Below are 23,802 nucleotides of genomic sequence, written 5' to 3'. Positions count from 1 at the left end.
CCTCCCAAAATATACAAAAAAAGCGCGCACGTTTTAGAGCAAACGCGCGCACTTTCATGCACAAAACCATTTGCTCTCATCTCCCAGACGTTTGTCTGCTGGAATTAGCACCACTTCGGAATAATCCGCGGTTGCCGGGTTTCATCGGGCCAGTCCCTCCACCACTCTCGATAAGAGTAATCGGTATTAAGTTATTTTTAATATAATCTGAATATTAGCAGGGGTTTTTTCGCTTGTCAAACGTTTTTCTCAGAAAATTTCGTTAGAAGCGAAAAGGCTTGTTCGAGATCTTCCTTCAAGTCTTCCACGTCCTCGAGGCCGACCGAGATCCGGACGAGGCCGTCCGTGATGCCGAGCTCAGCGCGGCGCTCCGCCGGGATCGACGCATGCGTCATCCGGGCAGGGACCGAAATCAGGCTCTCGACCGCCCCTAAGCTCTCAGCGAGCGTGAAGTAGCGTGTCGCCTCGACGAGACGTTCTGCGTTCTCGGCCGAGCCGACGTCGAAACTGATCATACCGCCGAACCCCGTCGCCTGCTTCGCTTGCGTCGCATGGCCCGGATGATCGGCAAGTCCCGGATAGAAAATCTTCGTCACGCTGTCTTGCGTCTTCAGGAAATCGACGAGCGCGTGTGCCGTCTCCTCGATCGCATCCATCCGGATGCCGAGCGTCCGGAGACCGCGGACGAGCAGGAAGCTGTCCTGCGGTCCGAGGATGCCGCCTGTCGAGTTCTGGATGAAGTGGAGATCCTCTCCGAGATTCTCGTCCTTGACGACGACGAGACCTGCGACGACGTCCGAGTGCCCGCCGACGTATTTCGTCGCGCTGTGGAGGACGATATCCGCTCCGAGTGCGAGCGGTTGCTGGAAATACGGCGTCGAGAACGTGTTATCGACGACGACCGTCAGCTCATATGATTTAGCGAGATGCGATACGGCTTCGATGTCCGTCACCTTGAGCAGCGGATTCGTCGGCGTCTCGAGGTAGAGCATCTTCGTGTTCGGCTGGATCGCCTCTTCCGTCGCCTTGAGGTCCGTCGTGTCGACGAACGTCACCTCGATGCCGAACTTCGGCAGGACACGTTTCATCAGACGGTATGTCCCACCATAGACATCATCCGTCATGACGATATGGTCGCCTGACGAGAGGAGCTGGAAGACAGCATGGATGGCTGCCATCCCTGATCCGAACGCGAAGCCGCGCACGCCTCCTTCGAGGTCTGCGATCAGCGTCTCGATGCTCGTCCGGGTCGGGTTCGCCGTACGTGAGTACTCATACCCCTTCAGCTTGCCGATCTTCTCCTGCTTGTATGTGCTCGTCTGATAGATCGGCGGCGTGACTGCGCCCGTCGCCTGGTCGACGCCTGTCCCTCCGTGAATGAGTGCTGTCTTCTTACGCATATATATCGTCCACCTTTTCAAAGATTTGTTGGCTGAGGTAACGTTCTGCACTGTCCGGGAACACCGTCACGATCGTCGCGCCCGGATGCCGCTTCGCGATATCGATCGCTGCCGCGAGCGCAGCTCCCGACGAACTGCCGACGAGCAGTCCTTCCCGTTCGGCGAGAAGATGGACGTGGCTGAATGCGTCACGGTCCGTGATCGTGTGAATCTCATCGACGAGACTACGTTCGACGATGACCGGCCAGGAGGCCGTCCCGATGCCTTCCGTCCGGTGTGGACCGGCTTCTCCACCGTTCAGCACGGATCCTTCCGGCTCGACGATCGCCGCCCGTGTGTTCATCCGTTCCTTGAGGTAGGCTGCCGTGCCGGCGAACGTCCCGCCTGATCCGCAACCTGCGACGAACCAGTCGATCTGCTCGACGTCTGCGATCAGCTCAGGACCGAGTGTCCGCTGATAAGTGACTGGATTGTCCATGTTCTCGAACTGCAACGGGACATAGCTGTTCGGTGTCGATCCGCCGAGCCTTCTCGCCTCGTCAATCGCCCCCTGCATGCCGAGCTCCGTCGGTGTGTTGATGACCGTCGCACCGAGTGCGCGCATGAGCGTCTGCTTCTCGATGCTGAATTTTTCCGGGACGACACAGATGACGTCGAGCTCGTGTTCTTTTGCTGCGAGCGCGAGTCCGATGCCGGTGTTGCCGGCGGTCGGTTCGATGATCACTCCCCCGCGCGACACGAGCCCCTGCTCGATCGCCGTGTCAATTAACTGGATACCGAGGCGGTCTTTGACGCTGCCACCAGGGTTCATCCATTCGAGCTTCGCCAGAATGCGCGTACCAGCGGGCAAATCGAGCGAAGTGATCTCGTAGAGTGGCGTATTGCCGACGAGCTCCCTGACTGATTTGACGATCATCCGAAGACGCTTCCCCATGAATCGCGTCCTTCGAGCATTTTTTCCGCATAATGCTTCGCTCCCTTAAGGTCGTGCGCGATCGCGAAACCGCATTGGACTTCGTTTTGCGCCGGAATCTCTGTCGCCGCGAGGACGTCCTCGAGCGTCTGTTCGACGAGCTCGCTCATCTTCTCGACAGAATCCATGTTCATCATCGCCATATAGAATCCTGTCTGGCATCCCATCGGCGAGACGTCGATGACGTCGTCCGAGTAATTGCGGATGTTCTCGGCAAGGAGATGTTCGAGCGTGTGCATCGCGCGCATCGGCATCTGTTCGACGTTCGGCTGCGTGAAGCGGATATCGTATTTGACGACCTGGTCGACTGTTCCTTTTTTATATCCCGCGACGCGGACGTAAGGTGCGACGACTTTCGTATGGTCCAGGTTGAAACTCTCTACGTTCATTTTCTTCAGTTCGACACTCATGCTGATTCCTCCATTTTCTCGGCTTCTACGAGCCAGACGAATTTATTTTGTCTTTCGAACGATATGTTGAACCCCTGCTTCTCGAACAAATCCTGTACGACCGGGATGATCGGGTAGAACTCGCGCTCGAGATCGTCAGCGAGTGCGTCGAATTGTTTCTCACGCGCTTCGCGGATGACATCGAGTCGTTCCTGCTCCGTCAAGAACATCGTGTCGGCATAGACGATCTTCCCTCCGACCGGGAGGATGTCCGCCATCAGTCCGATCGCCTCCCCCTTCTCCGTGTCCGTCAAATGATGAAACGCGTAGGTCGAGACGAAGCTGTTCGTCCCTTCCGCGTCGAACGAGAGGAAATGACCGTCCTGGACGTTGACATCCTTGATCTTGTCGATCAGGATTTCCCGCATCTCCGGGCTTGGCTCGACCGCGGTCACTTCGATCCCTCTTGCGAGGAGACGCCCTGTCAAATTACCCGTCCCTGCACCGAACTCGGTCACAGGCGTCGTCGCCCGTTCCGCCACGGCATCGAGGATTTCGTCATACCGCAGAAATACATCCTTATATTGCGGGTCATGCCCCGTGACCGCCTCGTCATAAGAAGCTGCCCACTCCGTGAAGACATCCATGAATCGAATCGTCATTTCGTTGATTCCCCCAACCGCTAAAATTTAATTCCGACTAAACGGATATGAATTTAAGTTTATTTTACTTATCCATCATACTAGCAGGCTCGTTCTTCAATAGCAAGCACGCAAATCCCAAAAAGCGCACAAAAAAAGGCGCCGCTGGAGACCAGCGACGCAAATAATGTGGTAAGAAATGCGGGGAAGGAAAACCCAGCTCTGAAACGAACTTATTCGCTCGTCGCAACAGAGGAACGGTGCCCTTTCGAATTCCGTCTGTCCTTGCCGTATACAGCGGTTCCCTCCGTCTCGATCGAGCCGCCTTCTCCAGTCATCGCTTCGTCTTTGGGGGACGACTTAAGGGATGAGATGAAGAGGGACGACAGATGCTTGAAACGGGTCCGACTGTTTCAGACAAGGAGGTCCGGGACTCTGCCAGACTTCCTATGTGATGCATTTCTTGAAGTTGTTATGAATATACCATTCACAAATTATCATTGTCAACGGATTATTGTAAATATTCCGACAATTTAAAATCAAGAGTGTGAACTCGTCACACTCTTGTCATTTTTGGCAAAACAGGAGAACGTTTTCCACCGATTGAAAGGCGTATATACGCTCGATGACACGCCCCTGCTCCAGCCTGAGCAGCGCCGGGACGCTCATGATGCGCTCTTGTTCCATGAAGTCCGGGATGAAGTTCCCGTTCGCCGAGTGTACCGTAATGTCGGGCTTCACCGCCTCGACGACCTCGAGCATCCGGCGCGCGACTGCACACGTCCCGCACATCGGTGCATAGACATACAAAATTCCGTCGGACGGGGCATGTTGTACTTCCAGCATTCGCTCACTCCCTCTCTAAATGAAGAATACAAAAAAGGACCCGGCATGGAAAGCCCCATGCTCAAGTCCCGGTAAGTATTATTCGTTGATCATCGATTTGTAGGCAGCAGCATCCATCAAACCGTCGAGCTCAGACTCATCAGAGAGTTCGATGTCGATCATCCATGCGCCTTCGAACGGCGATTCGTTGACGAGTTCCGGTGAGTCAGAGAGCGATTCGTTGATCGCGACGACTTTGCCTGAAACCGGGGCATAAAGTTCCGACACGGTCTTGACCGACTCGACCGAACCGAACGGCTCGTTCGCAGCGATCGTCGCGCCGACTTCCGGAAGTTCGACGAAGACGATGTCCCCAAGTTCGTGTTGCGCGAAATCCGTGATTCCGATGCGTGCCTTGTTGCCATTCACTTCGACCCATTCGTGTTCTTCCGAGTAGCGTAGGTTGTCCTTGATTTGACTCATTGTCTGATTCCCCCTGTGCGAATGATGTACTGACTGTTCTAGTATACCAAACGGGCGTATAGGATTAGTACCATTTTTCGGCGAACGTCTCTTCTTTGAAGCCGAGCGTCACCTGATGGCCGTCCGTCACGATCGGCCGCTTGAGCAGCATCCCGTCGCTCGCGAGGAGCGCGTACTGCTCCTGTTCCGTCATCCCGTCAAGTTTGTCCTTCAGCCCGAGGGAGCGGTAGACCTGTCCGCTCGTGTTGAACCATTTCTTCAGCGGAACACCGCTCTTTTGCTGTAGCTCCTTCAGCAGGGAGGCGTCCGGCGTCTCCTCGACGATATGCTTGTAGTCGACCTCGACACCGTTCGCCTCGAGCGCCTTTTTCGCCTTGACGCACGTGCTGCATTTCGGATACCCATACATTGTCACCATTTCCATCACCTCGCCCTCTAGCGTATCAGAACGCACGTCAGCCATTCAAGCGGGCGAGCGCGGCGTCGATCTGATCCTGATGGTGTGTGTCGTGATCGGAGAACGAGATCGCAAATCCCTTCGGCCGGAAACGGTCCTCATATTTCTTCTCATATTCTGCATCAGACAGCTTCTCGAGCTTCTCGATGATGTCACGCCGGACCTCGACCGCTTTCTTCAGCAAGTCATGCTGCGTGATATGGTGGGCGTACTCCGCCGCGAGCCGGTTGAACTCATCGTAGTCATGCTCGACGAGCGTCAGCTTCTCGTGCGGCAGCTTCGAGATCGCATGGTCGTAGTAATAGCGGTCCCACATATAGAGATGGCCGACGCACTCAGCGATCGTCCAGCTCCCTTCCTTGAGCGGCGCGTTCCACTCCGCATCCTTCAGCTTCTCGAGCGACTTGTAATACTCGATTGCAAAAGCGAGCTCCTTCACTTCCTGTCTCACAGCGCTTCGCCTCCTCACAAAGAAAAAATTCGCCTTCACAGAAGAATTTCCTGCAAAGGCGAACCGTTAAACCTCACTTCAGACGACGTACTTGTTCGCTTCGATCAAACGTTTCGCGACCTGGCGTTTCGTTCCGATCATGTTGATCGGCTGATAGCGGCTGAACTTCTTCAGCGCCGACAGCAGCATCCGGAGATTGTCTCCGCTCACAGAGGCGTAGAGCGTCTCTTTCGCGTGCTGTTCGACTTCCTCGAACGCCTGCTGCGCGAACACTTCCGTGTAGAGGATTTTTTGTGCGTTCTTCTCCTCACCCTTCGCAGCGATCGCCTTTTCCGTACGGACGATGGCCGACTCGAGCGCATAGATCGCACTCATGATGTCCGCGACGTTCGCGAGGATCTCCTGCTCGCCCTGGAGCTTGTCCTGGTACTTCTGGACAGCCGTACCTGCCGTCAAGAGGAAGATCTTCTTCATCATCGAAAGGAGGTGACGCTCGCGGTCGAGCGGCTCGTTGCCGACTTCAGCCGGCATGTAGCTCATGACTTCCTGCTGGAGGTTCTGCGCCTCAGCGAGGAGCGGCAAGTCACCTTTCATCGCCTTCTTGAGCAACGTGCCCGGTACGAGCAGACGGTTGATCTCGTTCGTCCCCTCGAAGATCCGGTTGATTCGCGAGTCACGGTACATGTTCTCGACTTCGTACTCTGCCATGAAGCCGTATCCGCCGTGGATCTGGACCGCCTCGTCGATGACGTAGTCGAACGTCTCAGACGCGAACACTTTGTTCATCGAGCATTCGATCGCGTATTCAGCGATCGCGTCGGCAATCTTCTTGCCGTCCTTGCTCTCCTCTTCGCTCAGCTGATCGAGGCTGTCCTGGAAGAGGCCGCCTGTCCGGTAGACCGAGCTCTCCATCGCATACGTCTGCGCAGCCATCGTCGCGAGCTTCTCCTGGATGAGCGGGAACGAGCTGATCGGCGTCTTGAACTGCTTGCGCTCATTCGCGTACTGCACCGAGAGGTCGATCGCGCGTTTCGAGGAACCGACCGCGCCCATCGCGAGCTTGTAACGTCCGACGTTCAGGATGTTGAAGGCGATGACGTGGCCGCGCCCGATCTCACCAAGGACGTTCTCGACCGGTACTTCCGCATCTTCGAGGATCAGCGTACGAGTCGACGAACCTTTGATTCCCATCTTTTGCTCCTCGACACCTGTCGAGACGCCAGGGTACGATCCTTCGACGAGGAAGGCCGTGAACTTCTCGCCGTCGATCTTCGCGTAGACGACGAACAAGCTTGCGAAGCCGGCGTTCGTGATCCATTGTTTCTCCCCGTTCAGGATATAGTGCGTACCTGCCTCGTTCAAGACCGCAGTCGCACGCGCGCCGAGCGCGTCAGAACCTGAGCCCGGCTCCGTCAAGGCGTACGATGCGATCCACTCGCCCGACGCGAGCTTCGGCAAATACTTCTTCTTCTGTTCTTCGTTTCCGAAGAAGACGATCGGCAGCGAACCGATCCCGACGTGCGCCCCGTAGCTGAGCGCGAACGAACGGCCGCGCGCGAACTTCTCCGTGATGATCGAAGACGAGATCTTGTCCATCTGGAAGCCGCCGTACTCTTCCGGCACGTCCGCGCCGAGGAGACCGAGCTCGCCCGCTTCACGGAGCAAGCCGACCGACAGCTCGAACTCGTGTTTCTCGATCCGCTCAAGTACCGGGACGACACGGTCCTCGACGAAGCTCGCCGTCATGTCGCCGATCATCTTATGCTCCTCCGTGAAGTCCTCCGGTGTGAAGAGACGTTCCGGTGCGAGTGAATCAAGTACGAAGCTGCCACCTTTGATGATTTCGTTTGTCGTTTGGCTCATTGTCCATTTCCTCCTTCGATCAATTCGAATACGCCTGCTGCGCCCATTCCGCCGCCGATACACATCGAGACGACGCCATATTTCGTTCCGCGCCGCTTCATCTCATGGATGAGCGACAGCGTCAGTTTCGTTCCAGTACAACCGAGCGGATGCCCGAGTGCGATCGCGCCGCCGTTGACGTTGACGATTTCCTCGTTCAATCCGAGTTCGCGGATGACGCCGATCGACTGCGAAGCGAATGCCTCGTTCAATTCGATCAGACCGACATCCTCGAGTGTGATGCCTGCGAGTTCAAGCGCCTTCGGGATGGCGACGACCGGTCCGATGCCCATCACTTCCGGACGGACTCCTCCGACCGCGAACGACTTGAACTTCGCGAGCGGCGTCAGGCCTTGACGCTCCGCCTCTTCCCGTTCCATGACGAGCACGGCTGCCGCGCCGTCAGACGTCTGCGACGAGTTCCCTGCCGTGACGCTTCCGCCGAGCTTGAACGCCGGACGCAGCTTCGCAAGTCCTTCGATCGTCGAATCCTCACGGACGCCTTCGTCGTGCTCGACCGTCCATGTCACTTCCTTGACCTTGTTGTCCGGTCCGACGACGTGCTCCGTCACCGTCACCGGGACGATCTCATCCTGGAAACGCCCTTCCCGGATCGCCGCAGCCGCCTTCTGATGGCTCTTGAGCGCGAACGCATCCTGGTCCTCGCGCGAGACGTTGTACGTCGACGCGACTTGTTCCGCCGTATGGCCCATGCTCATGTAGTATTCCGGTTCCGTCTTGACGATTTCCGGGTTCGGCCGGACGACGTGCCCCGGCATTTGCACGAGGCTCATCGTCTCGAGTCCGCCGGCGATGACCGCCTTCGCTTGTCCCGTCATGATCTTCGCCGCCGCATCCGCGATCGACTGGAGACCTGACGAGCAGTACCGGTTGATCGTGATGGCCGGGACCTCGTGCGACAAGCCGCCGCGCACCGCCGCGTAACGGGCGATGTTCATCCCCTGCTCCGCCTCCGGCATCGCACACCCGAGGATGACATCATCGACCTCACCCGTATAGTTCGCCCGTCTGAGCGTCTCTGCGATCGCGATTCCCGCGAGCTCGTCCGAGCGCATCGCCTTGAATGACCCTTTTTTCGCCTTGCCGACCGGCGTCCGTGCGCCGGCGACGATCACTGCTTCCTTCATCATCCGATTCCCCCCGTTCAGTTGCGGAGCGGCTTGCCTTTGACAAGCATGTGCTGCATCCGTTGTTGTGTCTTCATTTCACCAATCAAGCTGAGGAACGCCTCGCGCTCGATGTCGAGCATGTACTGCTCATCGACTTCCGTGCCGAACGCGACGTCTCCGCCCGAGATGACGTGGGCGAGCTTCTTCGCGATCTTCAAGTCATGTTCCGAGACGTACCCGCCATAGAACATCTCATAGACAGCGAGTTCGAGCGCTGCCTTGCCGACGCGGCCGACGACCGGGATCTTCGCGTGAGCCGGAGGCGTGTAGCCTTTGCGGTCAAGTTCGAGGACGATCTGTTTCGCATCATGCGTCAGGTGATCACGGTTCATCGAGATGCCGTCGACGTTTCGGACATATCCGAGCTCACGTGCCTCGAACGCCGACTTCGATACTTTCGCCATCGCGACGTTCTGGAACGTCTTCTGTGCAGCCTTCTCGAGGTTCTGCAGACCGTCCGGCGTGTTCTCGAGCAGACGGCGATACGTGTTGACGTTTCCGCCGCCGCCAGGAATCAGACCGACTCCTACTTCGACGAGTCCCATGTATGTCTCGAGCCCCGCCTGGAGACGCGCTGCCGGCAATGAAATCTCCGTTCCGCCGCCGAGCGTCATGCCCTGCGGTGCGACGACGATCGGACGAGATGCGTAACGCATCTTCTGGATGACCTGCTGGAACTTGTTGATGATCCAGTCGAGTTCGAACCAGTTCTCGTCTTCCGCCTCCATCAGCATCATGGCGAGGTTCGCGCCGACGCAGAAGTTCTTGCCGTCGTTCGCGATGACGAGACCGCGGTGTCCTTCCGCCACCTTGTCGATCGATTGTTCGATCATCTGCATGATATCGACGCCGATCGCGTTGCTCTTCGACGTGAACTCGAGGACGGCGACGTCGTCACCGAGGTCCATCAGGCGCGCGCCGTTATTCTCGAGAATGACGCCGTTCGACTTGCGGACGGCAGTCAGGTTGATTTCTTTCGGATTACGTTTAGGTGCCACGTATGTCTTCGTCTTAAAATCGTAGTGGTTTCCTTCTGCGTCATAGAACGAAGCGTGTCCGCTCTCGAGCATCTCGTCGACCCATGCCGGTACGTCGTATCCGTCCGCCTTCATCTTCGCAGCCGTCTTCTCGACACCGAGCGCGTCCCACGTCTCGAACGGTCCCATTTTCCAGCCGAAGCCCCATTTCATCGCTTCGTCGATCGCCTTGATGTCGTCTGCGATCTCACCTGTCAGCTGCGCCGAATAGACGAGCGTCTTCGCATGGATCGGCCAGAGCAACGCACCGGCCCGGTCCTTCGCGAACACGACGGCCTTCAGCTTGTTCTTCGCGCCAGGCAATGCCTTCGCCTGTCCGATCGACGGTTCAGTAAGCGCTTTCTTTTCGACGTATTCGAATGACGTAAGATCAAGTTCCTTGATCTCCTTGCCTACCTTCTTGTAGAAGCCTTGTCCACTCTTCGCACCGAGCGATCCTTGCGCGACGAGCCGTTGCATCGCTTCCGGCACGCGGAACATGTCCTTCTCCTCGCCTTCAGGCAGGAGGTCATGGACGTTGTTCGCGACATGGACGAACGTGTCGATGCCGACGACGTCGAGCGTCCGGAATGTCGCCGAGCTCGGACGTCCGAGCAGCGGTCCTGTCACGGAGTCGACCTCACCGATCGAATAGCCGCCTTTGACCATCTCGTCCATCGTCACGAGCAGACCATACGTCCCGATCCGGTTGCCGATGAAGTTCGGCGTGTCCTTCGCGATGACGACACCTTTGCCGAGACGTTCTTCCGCGAACTGTTTCATGAACGATATGACATCCTCGTGAGTTTCCTTCGTCGGGATCAGCTCGAGCAGTTTGAGGTAGCGCGGCGGATTGAAGAAGTGTGTACCGAGGAAACGCGATTTGAACGATTCCGAGCGCCCTTCGCACATCGCCTCGATCGAGATGCCGGACGTGTTCGAGCTGACGATCGCGTCTTCCCGAATGAACGGTTCGATTGCTGTGAACAGCTTTTGTTTGACGTCGAGCCGCTCGACGATGACTTCGACGACCCAGTCGGCTTCCTTCAGACGTTCGAGATCATCTTCGAGGTTCCCGACCTCGATCAAGTCGATCAGATGTTTCGCAGCGAGTGGTGCCGGGTTCTGCTTAAGCAGCTTCAAGCGATTTTCGCGGGCGATCCGGCTTCTGACTGCCGGGTGTTCGAGCGTAAGACCCTGTTTTTCTTCCTGCGCCGTCAATTCCTTTGGCACGATATCAAGCATGAGCGTCCGGATGCCTGCGTTCGCGAGGTGTGCGGCAATCCCCGCCCCCATCACCCCTGAACCGATGATCACGGCGAACTGAATATTTTTCGTCACGTGTAGCTTGGTCTCCTGACCGATTTGACTCGTCATGATTTACCCCCTGACCTGAATTGAATGAACAACCATTCATTATACTGACAAAAAAAGAAGCTTCCGTTCGAACGATCGCCCCTTCTACACTTCAATCATAAATGAATAACCATTCAGTGGCAACAGGAAATCGCTCCGATGGTCGAATTTTCCTGTTAGACTGGAGGTGGAGGTGAGTTCATCATGGACGAAACGATACGGATGTGGGACGAATACGCCGCGACCTGGGCGGCGAAGTCCGATGAGATGTGGATGAGCGGCAGCCGGAAGACGATCTTGCCGTTCCTGCGCCGCTTCATCAAGCAAGGACGCCTGCTCGACCTCGGTTGCGGCGACGGTGCCGCTTGCCGGCTGCTGACCGATTTCGAGGTGACCGGAATCGATGTGTCACATGAGATGTTGAAAATCGCGCGTGCGCGAACACCGCACGCGACGTTCGTCGAAGGATCCCTCGACGCCTTACCGTTTTCGGACGGGGCGTTCGACGTCATCCTCGCCGTCAACTCGCTCGAATGGACAGACCGGCCGCTTCGCGCACTCCACGAGATGACACGCGTCGCCCCGCTTGCGATCATCAGCCTGCTCGGTCCGACGGCGGCTCCGCGGGCGAACAGCTTCGACCGACTGCTCGGGTCGGACGCGCCGATGGGGAATACGATGATGCCGTGGGAACTCGAACAGCTCGCGAGTCAGCTCGGCTGGACGCTGCTCGGTTCCGAGAACGTCATGAAGGAAGGGGCCGTCCTGACCGGAGACCGGCTGCTCGATCAGGCACAGGCGTTCTCGACGGTGTTCGCCTTCAAGACGCGTTAGAAGCCAAAGAGGAATCCGTCGCCGGATTCCTCTTCTTTTAATGGCTCTTCAATTGTTTGAGTACCGATTCCGCCGCCTTCGCGACCGCTTCATGATTCGAGTCCTTGAACCGGAAGAACACTGTCCGCAGGAACTGCTTCGTGTTGAGATAGGCATGCCAGCGTTCTTCTGTCGACGCTCCATCCATCTCCCGCGACGGCAGCGACTCGATCACGGCAATCAGCCTCTCTTGCGGATAACCTCGGCTGAGCAGGGCCTCGAGCGGATTGAGGACCCGTTCGTCCTCCTCGTCCGTGTAGAGAGAAGTGCCGCAGACCGTTGCGACCAGGCGCTCGACGAGTTGCTGTTGCTCCAGGTCACACGCCGGATGCAGGAACCACTCATCGATTGCATCGGCGATGTGCGCCGTGCTGTGTGCCCACCCTTTGCCGTCGACAAATCCGCGGACGTCCTGCTCCTCGTCCAGGTAGCGCAGGAACGTCTCGCTCAATCCATCGGTCAACGTCCCGAGATAAGGTTTGCTGCGGTCCGAGTAGAGCAGGAGCGCGAGCCACAGACTCGCGAAGGCGCGCGTGAACACGGCGTCCTCGTCCGCTTCCTTGATTTTGTAGAAAATGCCTTGCGGTCCAGTCGCGAACCGGAACAGCTTCCGCTTCTCTTCTTCTTCGATCAGCTCCGCCTGGATCAATTCGAAGAACACCTTGAAAATCAGCTTGTCGCGCAACTCGGCATCCGTCGAACCGATCTGTCCGGCAAGATCCAAGGTGAATCTGCTTCGTTCCTCTGGCGTCATCCGTTCGAAGTCCGTCTTATCGAACGCCTGCAACCGTTCTTTCAATCCTGTCGTCGTCATGAAGTTATCCCCTTATTCGCACCAATGGCTCGGGCGCTCGATTCCTTCCGGCAATCGCGTCCGTCCGTCGCCTTTAGCTGCGTTCATCTGGATTTGGGTCAAAAATAAGCTTCCGCTCAAATCCGCGCCCCTGATGTCCGCGTCACGGAAATCCGCTCCGACCAAGTCTGTCCGGTCGAGACGCGTCTCTCTCAAGTCCGCTGCGATCAAGTATGCTCCCCTTAGATTCGCCCCCGACAGGTCCGTCCCCTGCAGCTTCGCCCCGATCAGGTCCGCGCCGCGCCCGAACTTCTTGTTCAGTTTTTTAGCGGAAGCGATGCCGGCACGTACTTCTTCGCTCACTTGGAGCAACACATCGTTGACCTCCCGCCAGTGTTCGCCGATCTGCAGTCGCCGTAATTCCTGCGCACTTAAGTCCGTCATCGCGCGCGTCTTCCCGAGCAAGCGCTCGGCTTGCTCCTTCAACTCGGGACGCGACGTCTTGCCTTGCGCTTCCTCGAGCAGCCAGAGCAGCTCGAACAGCTGGACCATCTGCGGGAAGACGGCGAACATCGCCTCGGCCGTCTCCTTGTCCGTCTTCCAGTCCCGTCCTGCGAACGTCCGCTGTGAGACATGTTGCCCGGCACCGAAGCAATCATATACGGTGCACCCCTTGAATCCTGTCGTCCGCAACTCGCGATGGATGCCGCAGCGGTAGTCGTCCTGCAAGTTCGGGCACGGCACCCCGTTCGCCTTGTCGAGCGCGAAATCCGCCGATTTCATGAAGCCGAGCGCGGTGCAGCAGAGACCGAAGCAATTCGCGCAATCCGCCTTCAGTCGACTGCGTGCCTGTCCAACGTTACTCATCATGGTTTCCCCCTCGCAATTTTTTGATGAAGTTCCCGACCGCGCGAACGAACTCATCCGGAGCATCGTGCTGGATGAAATGGGCACTCTCCTGAAAGAGGATGAATTCTCCTCTTGTCGAGGTCAGTGCGAGTTCGCGTTGCAGCCTGTTCCACCGTTCCTGCGTCTCGATCGAGTAGTGATCCTTCCTGCCTGCGCAAAGCACGAGAAGCGGGATGTCAGGCGGTTGCGGGTTGCTCCGAATCTGCTCGAGACTCTCCCTGAACTCATCCGCGTTCCCTTCCCGCGTGAACTGTTTGAAATAAGCGTCCCGGAACGCAGGCGGCATGTGCGGCAAAAACTCCTCCTGGTACATCTCGGGCGTCGCGTCGACGAGCACGAGTCCGGCCACCTTCTCCGGATAGCGTGCTGCGAACAGGCGGACGTTGATCCCGCCGAACGAGTGACCGACGAGGACATAGGGCGTTTTTACGTCCATTTCGCGAAGCAGTTCCGCCAGCTCCTCGACCATCTCGCCGCTCGTCCGGCGCGACTTGACCGCTTCGCTCCTGCCGATTCCAGCCCGGTCATAGGTGATCACCCGTGCCTCTTTCGCGAGTAATCCTGCGACACCCGACCAGACATCCGAGTCGTTGCCGTATCCCGCTTCGAGCACGACGACCGTCCCCTCTTCCGGTCCCGCCGTCTGCGCATAGCGCCTTCCCAGGTTTGTCTCATATATCATCGCCTTCATCCCTCCACGAAAAAACGCCCCGACAAGCGTCGGAGCGTTCGCATACTGTCTATTAAGATTTTACCATTCCTTTAAGGACGAATGCCACGTTCGCCGGACGTTCTGCGAGACGGCGCATGAAGTAGCCGTACCAGTCACGGCCGTACGGGACGTAGACGCGGACCTTGTAGCCGAGGCGCGAGAGCTCGAGCTGACGTTCCGTCCGGATGCCGTAGAGCATCTGGAACTCGAACTGGTCACGCGGGATGCCGTTCTCTTCCGTATAGCGGATGACTTGTTCGATCATGTTGTCGTCATGCGTCGCGACCGCCGCATAGTTGCCGAGCGACAGCTGGAGCTTGACGAGCTTGATGTAGTTATAATCGACGTCCTCTTTCTCAGGGAAGGCGACCGTCGCCGGCTCCTTGTATGCCCCTTTGACGATCCGGAGATTCGTCTTGAAGCGACCGACGCGTTTGATGTCATCCTCCGAACGATAGAGGTACGACTGGATGACCGTACCAATGTTGTCGAACTGCTGGCGCAACTCCTCGAACAGGACGATCGTCTTCTCGCAACGCGGGACGTCCTCCATGTCGATCGTGACGAAGACGCCGAGTTCGTTCGCCCGTTTGACGATGCGTGTCATGTTCTCCCGGATCAGCTCATCCGAGATATCGAGTCCGAGTGACGTCAGTTTGAGTGAAAGCTGCGAATCCAGCTTTTCTTCCGCGATCATCTCGACGGCACGGATACATTCCTGCGTCATCATCTCTGCCTCTTCGACCGTCGAGATGAACTCACCCAGATGGTCCATCGTTACGCAAAGTCCTTCAGCGTTCAATTTCTGTATCGCCCGCTTCGAGGCCTCCAGCGAATCCCCCGCCACAAAACGTGATGCGCCGAACTTCAGCCCGTATTTCTTAGCCAAACCGTTCAACGTCTTGTTCTGGGATAAAAAGATAAATCCATCTCGTAATACTCGTTCCATCACTCATTACTCCCCCTAAATAGACTTTCAGACGTGTGTCGTCACACGGTAACATCCTTGCAATGATATTATGACATAAAGCGCTTACAAATGGTCTGAATTTTGTTTTTTCCGTACCCTTCGCTGAACGAAGAATCCGGCGATGAAGAACAGGACATACAAAAGAATCGCGACGGCGAAACGCCACGAATAGGGATCCCGGAGGTTTGCCCCGATGTTGTTGTAGACGAATGCACCCGGGATGATCCCGAGGTAGTTCGCGACCGCGAACTGCCTGAAGCGGATTTTCGACAGGCCGGACGCATAGCTGATCGCATCGAACGGGATGAACGGGATCAGGCGGACGAGCAGCACGAGCAGAAATCCGTTCTGTCCAATCCGCTCGTCCCAGTCGTTCATCCGCCCGTTTCCGGTCAGCTTCTCGACACCGCGCCGTCCGAGCAGCCGGGCGATCCAGAAGCTGAGCAGTCCGCCCGTCCCCGCCCCTACCACGTCGAGCAACATCCCGAGCCACGGTCCGTATGTATAGCCGCCGAACAATGTCAGCAGGCTGGCCGGAAAGAAAAAGAGCGGACGAATCGCATAGACGAGGACATAAAGGAACATGCCGGGTATCCCTTGCGACGCGATCCAGTCCGACAGCGCCGGGATGTCGATCGTCTCGAGTCGTCCGGACAGGCGCAGGTAGAGCAGAATCAATCCGCCGAGCGACAGATAGACCGTAAAGGGCAACCAATCCCGGATTTTAAGCTCCTTCATGACATCGCGTTCGGTGCGACGTACAGGAAGATCGACAGGAAAATCAGCACGCTACCCGCGAGGACGAACAGATGCCAGATCGCATGGTTGTATGGCAGCTTCGCCCAGACGTAGAAGATGACGCCGAGCGAATAGGCAAGCCCGCCGCCGAGCAACAGAAGGAACCCTTGCAAACCAAGCTCGAGGTAGAGCGGCTTGATCGCGAACAAGCAACACCAGCCGAGCACGAGGTACGAGACGTTCGAGATCCAGACGTACTTGCCTGCCGAGAACAGCTTCCAAATGATACCGAGGATGCCGACGCCCCAGACGATCCCGAGCAGCGTCCAGCCGAGCGGTCCGCGCAAAGTGACGAGAGCGAACGGCGTATAGCTTCCTGCGATGAGTAAGTAGATACCCGCGTGGTCAAGAATTTGGAGCACGCGTTTCGCCGGTGTGAACATGAGCGAATGCATCAGCGTCGAGAACAGGTAGAGCAGGATCATCGTCGCTCCGAAGATGCTGACGGCCGTGACGTTCCAGGCGCTGCCGGAATCGACCGCCGCGACGACGAGCAGGACGAGCGCCGTGATGCTGAAGATCAGCCCGAGTCCGTGCGTGATCGCGCTCGCGATCTCTTCCTTCAATGTATCGCCCTTGGCGAGTAGTTCATCCAGCGTTTCTTTCGCGTGTTCTTTCACGCTTTCTTTAAGTGTTTGATTTGCCATGGTTTCACCATCTTTCTTCTCAAAGACATGCTACCTAAATGATTATACGCCTCTTCCCCTGAAAAAGGCGATGGGAATATTCTGACAAACTGTCATGTGAAATATTCCCGTTTTTCTGTACACAAAAACCCTGCGCAAGGAGCACAGGGCAATTTCACCACTTCTCGACATCCGGGCGGTCCTTGAACGAGGAGGCCTTACCGTGGCGTTCCTCGAGAATTCGCCCGACATCGTCATATGACACGCCGCGCTCATGCAGGAGGACCGTCAAGTGATAGAGCAGGTCGGCCGTCTCCTCCGCAAGCGTATCGTCCGACGCGAGGACGACCTCGAACGCCTCCTCTCCGAACTTCTTCGCGATCTTCTCCCTGCCTGATTTCAGCAGGTAGTTCGTGTAGGACGACTCCTCACCGGCAGCCGCTTTTTCTTTGACCGTCTTCTCAAGTTCGTGCAGCATCGATATCCACCTCCGTGTAGAAACAGCTTGTATTGCCAGTGTGACACGTCGGACCGTTCGCTTTGACGCGGATCAACAGGCTGTCCTGATCACAATCGATCCACATGCGGCGCAGCTCGAGCGTGTGTCCGCTCGTCTCGCCCTTCGTCCAGAGACGGTCCTTCGTCCGGGAGAAGAACGTGACGAGTCCGGTCGCGAGCGTCTTGTCGTATGCTTCCTGGTTCATGTAGCCGAGCATGAGGACGTCACCCGTCGCGTCGTCGACGATGACGGCTGCGACAAGTCCTTTTTCGAAGTTCAGCACCGGACCTCGACTCCTCTCTCCTTCAAATATGCCTTCGTCTCGGGCATCGTGTACGTCGCCTCGTGGAAGATCGATGCAGCGAGCGCGGCATCCGCCCCTGCCTCAAGTCCTTCTGCCAAGTGTTCGAGCGTTCCGACGCCGCCGGAGGCGATGACCGGCACGTTGACTTCCTTGCGGAGCGCCCTGATCAGGTCGAGGTCATATCCGTCCTTCGTCCCGTCCGCGTCCATCGACGTGACGAGCAGTTCGCCCGCGCCGAGCGCGACGGCCTCCTTCGCCCATTCGATCGCGTCCCGTCCGACAGGAACTGTCCCGCCGTGCGAGAAGACGCCCCATCCATCTCCGGTCCGCTTCGCGTCGATTGCGACGACCGTCGCCTGGACACCGAACATCTGGCTGACCTCACGGATGATGTTCGGATCCTTGAGGGCGGACGAATTGAGCGACACCTTGTCCGCTCCGGCCCGGATCAGCCGCTTCGCGTCCTCGACCGTCTTGATCCCGCCGCCGACCGTGAACGGCATGTAGATGACCTCCGCCACCCGTTCGACGATGTCGAGCATCGTGTCGCGCCCTTCCTGGGTCGCCGAGATATCGAGCAGGACGAGTTCGTCCGCCCCCTGTTCATAGTAGTGCTTCGCGACGGCGACCGGGTCGCCGAGGTCGCGCAGATTCTGGAACTTGACCCCTTTGACGACGCGGCCTTCCTTGACGTCGAGGCACGGGATGATCCGTTTCATCAACATAGGCGAAGCGCCTCCTTCAAGGAGAGCGAGCCGTCGAGGAAGGCACGGCCGACGACCGCCCCGTCCATCCCGATCTGCTTGAGGCGTGCGATGTCCTCGAGCGTCGTCACGCCGCCTGAGGCGATCAGCTCGATGCCTTCCCGCTTCAAGCGGTCAAGTCCGTCGACGTCCGGTCCCTGCATCATCCCGTCGCGCGAGATGTCGGTGTAGAGGAACGTCTTGACCCCTTTGCCGATCAAATGCTCGATCGCCGCCTCGAGCGTCCATTTGCTCTCCTCGAGCCAGCCGCGTGTCTTGACGATGCCGTTTTGCGCGTCGAGCGCGACGCCGAGCTTATCGCCCGCAAGCCCGATCATCTCTTCGAGCAGCGCCTCGTCCTCGAGCGCGACCGTTCCGATCAGGACACGGTCGATGCCGGCGTCGAGATACGCCTTGACCGTCCCGATGTTTCGCATGCCGCCGCCCGCCTCGACGAACAGCCCGGTCTCACGTTTGATCTCGGCGATGACGTCGAGGTGTCGCGGTTCGCCCTCCTTCGCGCCGTCGAGGTCGATCAGGTGGATCGCTGTCGCCCCTTCCTCCTTGAAGCGACGCGCGATCGTCAACGCATCCCCGAACAGCGTCCGCTGCTCGAAGTCCCCTTGCTTCAGGCGGACCGCCTGCCCGCTCATCAAATCGATTGCCGGATAAAGTATCATGTGTTCGCCCTCCATTCTCTAAGTAGTTCAAGCCCTGCTTCTCCGCTCTTCTCGGGGTGGAACTGCATCCCCGTCACCGTCCCCTTTCGGACGATTGCCGGAACCGTCCGGCCGTAGTCGACCGCGTCGACGATGATCTCTTCCGGACAGACTGCTCCGTACGAATGGACGAAATAGACGGCTTCCTGATGCTGTTTCAGCTTGTGCCAGCCCATGTGCGGCAGCCGGACCGTCTCCGGCAGCTTCTCGACCGTCCCGGGCAGGATGCCGAGCCCTTCCGTCCGGCCATCCTCCGCGCTCGATTCGAACAGGAGCTGCATGCCGAGGCAGATCCCGAGGAACGGCTTCTTCTTCGCCTGCTCCTTCAGGAAGTCGACGAGCCCCGTCTCCTCTAGCCTCGCCATCGCCGGGCGATATGCTCCGACGCCCGGCAGGACGAGCGCTTCCGCCTGCTCGAGCAGTTCGCGGTCGCTCGTGACGATGACGGCCTCCCCGACCTGTTTCAGCGCCCGTTCGATGTTCGCGATGTTCCCGACACCGTAATCCACGATTGCGATCATCCGTCGATCAGTCCCTTCGTCGACGGGACGCCTTGGCCGGTCACGGCGACTGCCTGGCGGACGGCTCGTCCGAGCGCCTTGAACAGTCCTTCGATCATGTGGTGGGTGTTCGACCCGTACATCACCTCGGCGTGGATCGTCATCCGGGCACTCCGTGAGAGCCCCTGGAAGAACTCTTCCGCGAGCTCCGTATCGAAATCACCGAGCTTCGGATTTTTGAAGTCCGCCTTGAAGACGGTGAACGGGCGTCCACTGAAGTCGAGTACGACCGAAGCGAGCGTCTCGTCCATCGGTACACGCGCCTCGCCGTACCGCTCGATCCCTGCCTTCGCACCGAGCGCCTCTGTCAAGGCGATGCCGAGACCGATCGCCGTGTCCTCGACAGTATGGTGCGCGTCGATCCAGAGGTCGCCCTTCGCCTTGATCTCAAGGCCGATCCGCGCCTGGAAGGCGAACAGCGTCAGCATGTGGTCGAAAAAGCCGACGCCCGTCTCGATTTTGACGTTCCCGCCGTCGAGGTCGACCTGTACCGTGATCTCCGTCTCGTTACTTAACCGTTCGCTTGTTCCGCGTCGCATCTAAGCTCCTCCTCTACACATTTTGCTAATATCTCCATCGCTTCGTTCGAGCCGCAGCTGACCCGGAAGGCACCGTCGAACGCTCTCACCTGGATGCCCGCCTGCTCGCAGCGTGCCTTGAAGCGTTCCGGCTCGGCATACTCGACATAGACGAAGTTCGCCGCGCTCGGATAGGTCTTGCCGAGCGGTGCGACGAGCTGTTCGATGACGCGCCGGCTTGCCCGCGTCTCATCGATGACCTGGTCAAGCTCTGCTTCTTCCATCATCGCGACGCCGACCGCAGCCGACAGCTCGGAGACGTTGTACGGCGATTTGACTTCCGACACTTCCCGGATGATGTCTTCGCTCGCGATCAACAGACCAAGCCGCAGCGAGGCAAGGCCGAACGCCTTCGACAGCGTCCGCAAGATGATCGCCTTCGGATATTCCTTGAGCAGGTGGATCATCGAGTGTTCGAGTGCGAAGTCGATGTATGCCTCGTCGATGACGACGTATTTGCCGGAATCGAGCAGACGGCGAACGTCGCTCTCCGTCCGGAGCAGACCGGACGGATTGTGCGGGTGGCTGAAGAAGATGATGTTCCCCGGCGCTTCGATCAACCCTTCGACGTCGAGCTCCATTCCTTCAGTCAGCGGAACCTGGATGAACGGCGCCCGTGCCCGGTCCGCGTAGAACCGGTACATCGTGAAGTCCGGCATCGGCGCTACGACCGGAGCGTCCGGCCCGCCGTATCGCGAGCAGAGATAGCCGATCAGCTCGTCCGATCCGTTGCCGACGAGGAGCTCGGACGGCTTGACGCCGGCATACCGCGCGTAGGATTCCTTCAGGTCCTCGATCGCCTGTTCCGGATAGTGGGACAGCTCGAACGCGTCAATCAGCCCTTTCACCTTCTCGAGGCCGAGTTTGCTATGTGGTGTGAATCGTTCATTCTGGTGCAGTCTCATAAGGATTCCCTCACTTCTATCGCTTGTGCGTGTGCTTCAAGTCCTTCGACGCGGGCGACCGTCTTCGCCGCTTCCGCGAGTTCAGCAAGTCCCGCCGCGTTTGCCTCGAGCATCGTCTGGCTGCGCAGGAACGTCCGTGCCGAGAGACCAGACGCGAAGCGCGCCGTCCCTGACGTCGGCAGGACGTGGTTCGTTCCGGCGACGTAATCGCCGAGCGTCTCCGGCGTCTCATGGCCGAGGAAGATCATCCCGGCATGGCGGATCGATTTCGCGAGTTCGAGCGGGTCGCGGACGGCGAGCTCGAGATGCTCCGGCGCGAGCCGGTTCGCCTGATTGACCGCTTCTGAGAGCGGCAGGACGATGACCCCGCCGTTCTTCATCGCGGCGCGCGCGATCTCCTCGCGCGGCAACTGTGACAGGCGCCGCTCGAGTTCCGCGTCGACCGCTTCCTTCATCTCACGTGTCGGGACGAAGGCGATGCAGACGGCGTCCGCGTCGTGTTCGGCCTGGGCGAGCAAGTCAGCCGCGATCCGGTCCGGGTGGGCCGAGTCGTCCGCGATGATGACGACCTCGGACGGACCCGCGACGGAGTCGATGCCGACGATGCCGTAGACCTGGCGCTTCGCCTCGGCGACGAACCGGTTGCCGGGGCCGACGATCAGGTCGACCGGCTGAATCGTTTCCGTTCCGAACGTCAACGCCGCGATTGCCTGTGCCCCGCCGACCGTGTAGATCTCGTCGACACCGGCGATTTTCGCTGCCGTCAACACTTCTTTCGTCAGTCCCGTGATTGGTGTCACCATGACTATCCGCTTGACGCCCGCGACACGGGCCGGGATCGCGTTCATCAGGACGGTCGACGGATAGCTCGCAGCGCCGCCCGGCACATAGATGCCGACCGAGTCGACCGGGACGAACCGTTGACGGCGCGTCACGTTCGCCTCGACGAGCTCGATGTCGCTCGGCAGCTCCTGTTCATGCCACGCGTTGAGCCGCGTCGCCATCACATTCAGGCTTTCAACGAGCTTCGGGTCCGCAGCGGCGTAGGCCGCTTCGATCCGTTCCGCCTCAAGCCGGAAGTTCGAAACGCTTTCCCCGTCGAACTTCTCAGTATAGGTTTGGAGTGCTTCGTCCCCTGTCTCCGCCACGTTGTCGAGGATGACCTTGACGGCCTCTTCCGTGTTGCGGTCCCGATTCAATTTCTTCGCCATCACGGCGTCACCTCTTCCGTCAGTTGCTCAAGCAGCGCGATCACTTCGACGCGCTTGCGTTTCAGCGTCCATTCGCTCGTAAAGAAGCGGGCGCTGATATCGATGATTTTCTCGTATTCATTCAACCCGTTCGCCCGGAGCGTCTCCCCCGTCTCGACGATATCGACGATTGCGTCGGCAAGGCCGAGGATCGGGGCGAGTTCGACCGAACCGTTCAACGGGACGATGTCGACGTCGAGGCCGAGTTCGCTGAAGTAGCGGCGTGCGATCTGCGGATACTTCGTCGCGATCCGGACACGCCGTCCGCCTTCGTATTGAAGCGGCTGCTTCGCGCAAACCGACATCCGGCACTGCCCGAACGGCAGTTCCGCGAGTTCCGACAGTTCCTGGTCCGATTCGAGCAGAATGTCACTCCCCGTGATCGCGACGTCAAGGACACCTTGCGCCACGTAAGGGATCAGGTCGGATCCTTTCATGAAGACGAACTCATGACCGCCGCGTTCGACGATCAGTTCACGTTCGATTTCTCCCCACGTCTCGATTCCCGCCTGTTTCAGATAGCGTTCGGTCGACTTCGCGAGCCGGCCTTTCGTGATTCCGATCCGCATTTACAGCACCTCCGCGAGCCGTTCGACGGAAAACCCGATGCCGAACGCCCGTTGTTCTTGTCCGAATTGTTCATACAGCCGGTCGTACCGTCCGCCGATCAGCACCGGTTCCGGCACGCCGTCGATGAAGCCGTGGACGGTGACCCCGTCATAATAGTTCTGCAAGCCCATCTGACCGAAGTCGAGATCCGCCTGCAAGTCGTCCGCGAGAGCGATGACCTGGTTCAAGCGTTCCTCGTCGACGTGCGGCAAGATCAGTTCCGCGCCTTCACGCCCGAACAGGATCGGCAACTTGCCGAGCAAAGGGTCCCCGAGCTGTTTCGCGACGCGCTTCAGTTCGATGACGTTCCGCTGGCGCAACATCTCCGTCACCTGTTCGCGCAGATGATGGTCTTTGACGTGCGCCGCAAGCAGCTGCTCGATCAACCCCGCGTCCCCGATCGACAACGTCACCTTCTTGCCGGTCAGCTCCTCGACGAGCTCGACGGCGAGGCTGATCGCCTTCTTCTCATCGATGTCGCCCCGTTCCTCGAAGCCGACCTGGAACTTCTCCTCCGGCTGGAAGACGGAACCGCTGTAGAATACCTTCTTATATTGTTCACGTCCGCGCTCAGACAGCGCTCGGGCGACACTCGTCGTGAAATCCATCCGAATCTGTTCCCGTCCGCCGACTTCTTCTATTAAAGGCGTGATCAAACGGGTATAGTCATGACTATGGAGGCCGTCCTCTAATTGACGGATGACGCGCTGCAGGCGCTCAGCCGACTTTCCGACGTGATCGGTCGCCCCGCTTTTTAGTCGAATCGTAGAAAATGATTGCATCGTCCCACCCCTTTAACTTATTATCACTTTACCACACTAAAATATTTACTGATAAGATATCGTGTTTTGGACCATGCTGTCAAGCCGAA

26 protein-coding genes, 1 pseudogene and 1 riboswitch are annotated in these 23,802 nt (G+C 58.3%); of the genes and pseudogenes, 1 reads left to right on the top strand and 26 read right to left on the bottom strand.

Annotated features, from left to right (window positions below):
* Nucleotides 1-73: 73 nt before the first annotated feature.
* Nucleotides 74-177, bottom strand: a riboswitch (SAM riboswitch).
* Nucleotides 178-236: 59 nt separating this feature from the next.
* From DFG60_RS02610 to DFG60_RS02560, 11 genes are all read right to left on the bottom strand, one after another.
* Nucleotides 237-1,400 (bottom strand): bifunctional cystathionine gamma-lyase/homocysteine desulfhydrase, encoded by a 1,164-nt coding sequence (locus DFG60_RS02610; protein ID WP_114570180.1) that lies wholly within the window; start codon nt 1,398-1,400, stop codon nt 237-239.
* On the bottom strand, nt 1,393-2,316 hold the full coding sequence (locus tag DFG60_RS02605; protein ID WP_114570315.1) for a PLP-dependent cysteine synthase family protein: 924 nt from the start codon (nt 2,314-2,316) through the stop codon (nt 1,393-1,395). The genes DFG60_RS02610 and DFG60_RS02605 overlap by 8 nt, the downstream gene beginning before the upstream one ends.
* On the bottom strand, nt 2,313-2,783 hold the full coding sequence (locus tag DFG60_RS02600; RefSeq protein ID WP_198661531.1) for an S-ribosylhomocysteine lyase: 471 nt from the start codon (nt 2,781-2,783) through the stop codon (nt 2,313-2,315). Before DFG60_RS02600 ends, DFG60_RS02605 begins: the two co-directional genes overlap by 4 nt.
* Nucleotides 2,780-3,424, bottom strand: a complete 645-nt coding sequence (locus DFG60_RS02595) for a class I SAM-dependent methyltransferase (RefSeq protein ID WP_114570179.1) — start codon at nt 3,422-3,424, stop codon at nt 2,780-2,782. The genes DFG60_RS02600 and DFG60_RS02595 overlap by 4 nt, the downstream gene beginning before the upstream one ends.
* A 546-nt stretch (nt 3,425-3,970) precedes the next feature.
* Nucleotides 3,971-4,249, bottom strand: coding sequence for a thioredoxin family protein (locus DFG60_RS02590; protein WP_114570178.1), 279 nt, complete (start codon nt 4,247-4,249; stop codon nt 3,971-3,973).
* A 78-nt stretch (nt 4,250-4,327) separates the two neighbouring features.
* Nucleotides 4,328-4,711: a glycine cleavage system protein GcvH gene (gene gcvH, locus DFG60_RS02585; RefSeq protein WP_114570177.1), complete on the bottom strand. Its 384-nt coding sequence runs from the start codon at nt 4,709-4,711 to the stop codon at nt 4,328-4,330.
* Between the two features lie 64 nt (nt 4,712-4,775).
* Nucleotides 4,776-5,129, bottom strand: coding sequence for an arsenate reductase family protein (locus tag DFG60_RS02580; RefSeq protein WP_114570313.1), 354 nt, complete (start codon nt 5,127-5,129; stop codon nt 4,776-4,778).
* A gap of 37 nt (nt 5,130-5,166) precedes the next feature.
* The gene (locus DFG60_RS02575; RefSeq protein ID WP_114570176.1) at nt 5,167-5,619 is read right to left on the bottom strand and encodes a DinB family protein; all 453 of its coding nucleotides are present in this window, start codon (nt 5,617-5,619) and stop codon (nt 5,167-5,169) included.
* A gap of 78 nt (nt 5,620-5,697) precedes the next feature.
* Complete coding sequence (locus DFG60_RS02570) at nt 5,698-7,482, bottom strand: acyl-CoA dehydrogenase family protein (RefSeq protein ID WP_114570175.1); 1,785 nt, start codon at nt 7,480-7,482, stop codon at nt 5,698-5,700.
* Complete coding sequence (locus tag DFG60_RS02565; protein WP_114570312.1) at nt 7,479-8,669, bottom strand: acetyl-CoA C-acetyltransferase; 1,191 nt, start codon at nt 8,667-8,669, stop codon at nt 7,479-7,481. The genes DFG60_RS02570 and DFG60_RS02565 overlap by 4 nt, the downstream gene beginning before the upstream one ends.
* Nucleotides 8,670-8,686: 17 nt before the next feature.
* On the bottom strand, nt 8,687-11,104 hold the full coding sequence (locus DFG60_RS02560; protein WP_114570174.1) for a 3-hydroxyacyl-CoA dehydrogenase/enoyl-CoA hydratase family protein: 2,418 nt from the start codon (nt 11,102-11,104) through the stop codon (nt 8,687-8,689).
* A gap of 183 nt (nt 11,105-11,287) precedes the next feature.
* Here DFG60_RS02560 and DFG60_RS02555 point away from each other — a divergent pair, with 183 nt between their 5' ends.
* Complete coding sequence (locus DFG60_RS02555; RefSeq protein WP_114570173.1) at nt 11,288-11,917, top strand: class I SAM-dependent methyltransferase; 630 nt, start codon at nt 11,288-11,290, stop codon at nt 11,915-11,917.
* Nucleotides 11,918-11,954: 37 nt separating this feature from the next.
* On the opposite strand, the gene DFG60_RS02550 is transcribed toward DFG60_RS02555, so the two are convergent.
* The 15 genes and pseudogenes from DFG60_RS02550 to DFG60_RS02475 all read right to left on the bottom strand — a co-directional run bounded on the left by DFG60_RS02550 (nt 11,955) and on the right by DFG60_RS02475 (nt 23,713).
* Nucleotides 11,955-12,770, bottom strand: a complete 816-nt coding sequence (locus DFG60_RS02550; RefSeq protein ID WP_114570172.1) for a DUF2785 domain-containing protein — start codon at nt 12,768-12,770, stop codon at nt 11,955-11,957.
* Nucleotides 12,771-12,782: 12 nt separating this feature from the next.
* Entirely contained in the window at nt 12,783-13,616 is an 834-nt protein-coding gene (locus DFG60_RS02545; RefSeq protein ID WP_232818596.1) for a pentapeptide repeat-containing protein, read from the bottom strand.
* Entirely contained in the window at nt 13,609-14,340 is a 732-nt protein-coding gene (locus DFG60_RS02540) for an alpha/beta fold hydrolase (protein ID WP_157964468.1), read from the bottom strand. The genes DFG60_RS02545 and DFG60_RS02540 overlap by 8 nt, the downstream gene beginning before the upstream one ends.
* 61 nt (nt 14,341-14,401) lie before the next feature.
* On the bottom strand, nt 14,402-15,319 hold the full coding sequence (locus DFG60_RS02535) for a proline dehydrogenase family protein (RefSeq protein WP_114570169.1): 918 nt from the start codon (nt 15,317-15,319) through the stop codon (nt 14,402-14,404).
* Nucleotides 15,320-15,403: 84 nt separating this feature from the next.
* Complete coding sequence (locus DFG60_RS02530) at nt 15,404-16,078, bottom strand: TVP38/TMEM64 family protein (RefSeq protein WP_114570168.1); 675 nt, start codon at nt 16,076-16,078, stop codon at nt 15,404-15,406.
* Nucleotides 16,075-16,785 carry a PAQR family membrane homeostasis protein TrhA gene (gene trhA, locus DFG60_RS02525; protein ID WP_114570167.1) on the bottom strand — a complete coding sequence of 237 codons (711 nt, stop codon included), beginning with the start codon at nt 16,783-16,785 and terminating at the stop codon, nt 16,075-16,077. The genes DFG60_RS02530 and trhA overlap by 4 nt, the downstream gene beginning before the upstream one ends.
* Nucleotides 16,786-16,939: 154 nt before the next feature.
* Nucleotides 16,940-17,546, bottom strand: a pseudogene (gene hisIE, locus DFG60_RS13775) (bifunctional phosphoribosyl-AMP cyclohydrolase/phosphoribosyl-ATP diphosphatase HisIE).
* Entirely contained in the window at nt 17,540-18,292 is a 753-nt protein-coding gene (gene hisF, locus DFG60_RS02510) for an imidazole glycerol phosphate synthase subunit HisF (RefSeq protein WP_114570164.1), read from the bottom strand. Before hisF ends, hisIE begins: the two are co-directional and overlap by 7 nt.
* A complete protein-coding gene (gene hisA / locus DFG60_RS02505; RefSeq protein WP_114570163.1) occupies nt 18,286-18,990 on the bottom strand; it encodes a 1-(5-phosphoribosyl)-5-[(5-phosphoribosylamino)methylideneamino]imidazole-4-carboxamide isomerase in 705 nt (234 codons plus the stop codon). Before hisA ends, hisF begins: the two co-directional genes overlap by 7 nt.
* On the bottom strand, nt 18,987-19,550 hold the full coding sequence (gene hisH / locus DFG60_RS02500; protein WP_114570162.1) for an imidazole glycerol phosphate synthase subunit HisH: 564 nt from the start codon (nt 19,548-19,550) through the stop codon (nt 18,987-18,989). Before hisH ends, hisA begins: the two co-directional genes overlap by 4 nt.
* Nucleotides 19,547-20,128, bottom strand: a complete 582-nt coding sequence (gene hisB, locus DFG60_RS02495) for an imidazoleglycerol-phosphate dehydratase HisB (protein WP_114570161.1) — start codon at nt 20,126-20,128, stop codon at nt 19,547-19,549. The genes hisH and hisB overlap by 4 nt, the downstream gene beginning before the upstream one ends.
* Nucleotides 20,101-21,072, bottom strand: a complete 972-nt coding sequence (locus DFG60_RS02490; protein ID WP_114570160.1) for a pyridoxal phosphate-dependent aminotransferase — start codon at nt 21,070-21,072, stop codon at nt 20,101-20,103. The genes hisB and DFG60_RS02490 overlap by 28 nt, the downstream gene beginning before the upstream one ends.
* On the bottom strand, nt 21,069-22,283 hold the full coding sequence (hisD, locus tag DFG60_RS02485) for a histidinol dehydrogenase (protein ID WP_114570159.1): 1,215 nt from the start codon (nt 22,281-22,283) through the stop codon (nt 21,069-21,071). The genes DFG60_RS02490 and hisD overlap by 4 nt, the downstream gene beginning before the upstream one ends.
* Nucleotides 22,283-22,891 (bottom strand): ATP phosphoribosyltransferase, encoded by a 609-nt coding sequence (gene hisG, locus DFG60_RS02480; protein WP_114570158.1) that lies wholly within the window; start codon nt 22,889-22,891, stop codon nt 22,283-22,285. The genes hisD and hisG overlap by 1 nt, the downstream gene beginning before the upstream one ends.
* A complete protein-coding gene (locus tag DFG60_RS02475; protein ID WP_114570157.1) occupies nt 22,892-23,713 on the bottom strand; it encodes an ATP phosphoribosyltransferase regulatory subunit in 822 nt (273 codons plus the stop codon).
* Between the last annotated feature and the right edge of the window lie 89 nt (nt 23,714-23,802).

The sequence above is a fragment of the Exiguobacterium flavidum genome, assembly GCF_003344535.1.
GTDB classification, from domain to species: domain Bacteria; phylum Bacillota; class Bacilli; order Exiguobacteriales; family Exiguobacteriaceae; genus Exiguobacterium_A; species Exiguobacterium_A flavidum.
This window is presented reverse-complemented; position numbering and strand designations above follow the sequence as displayed.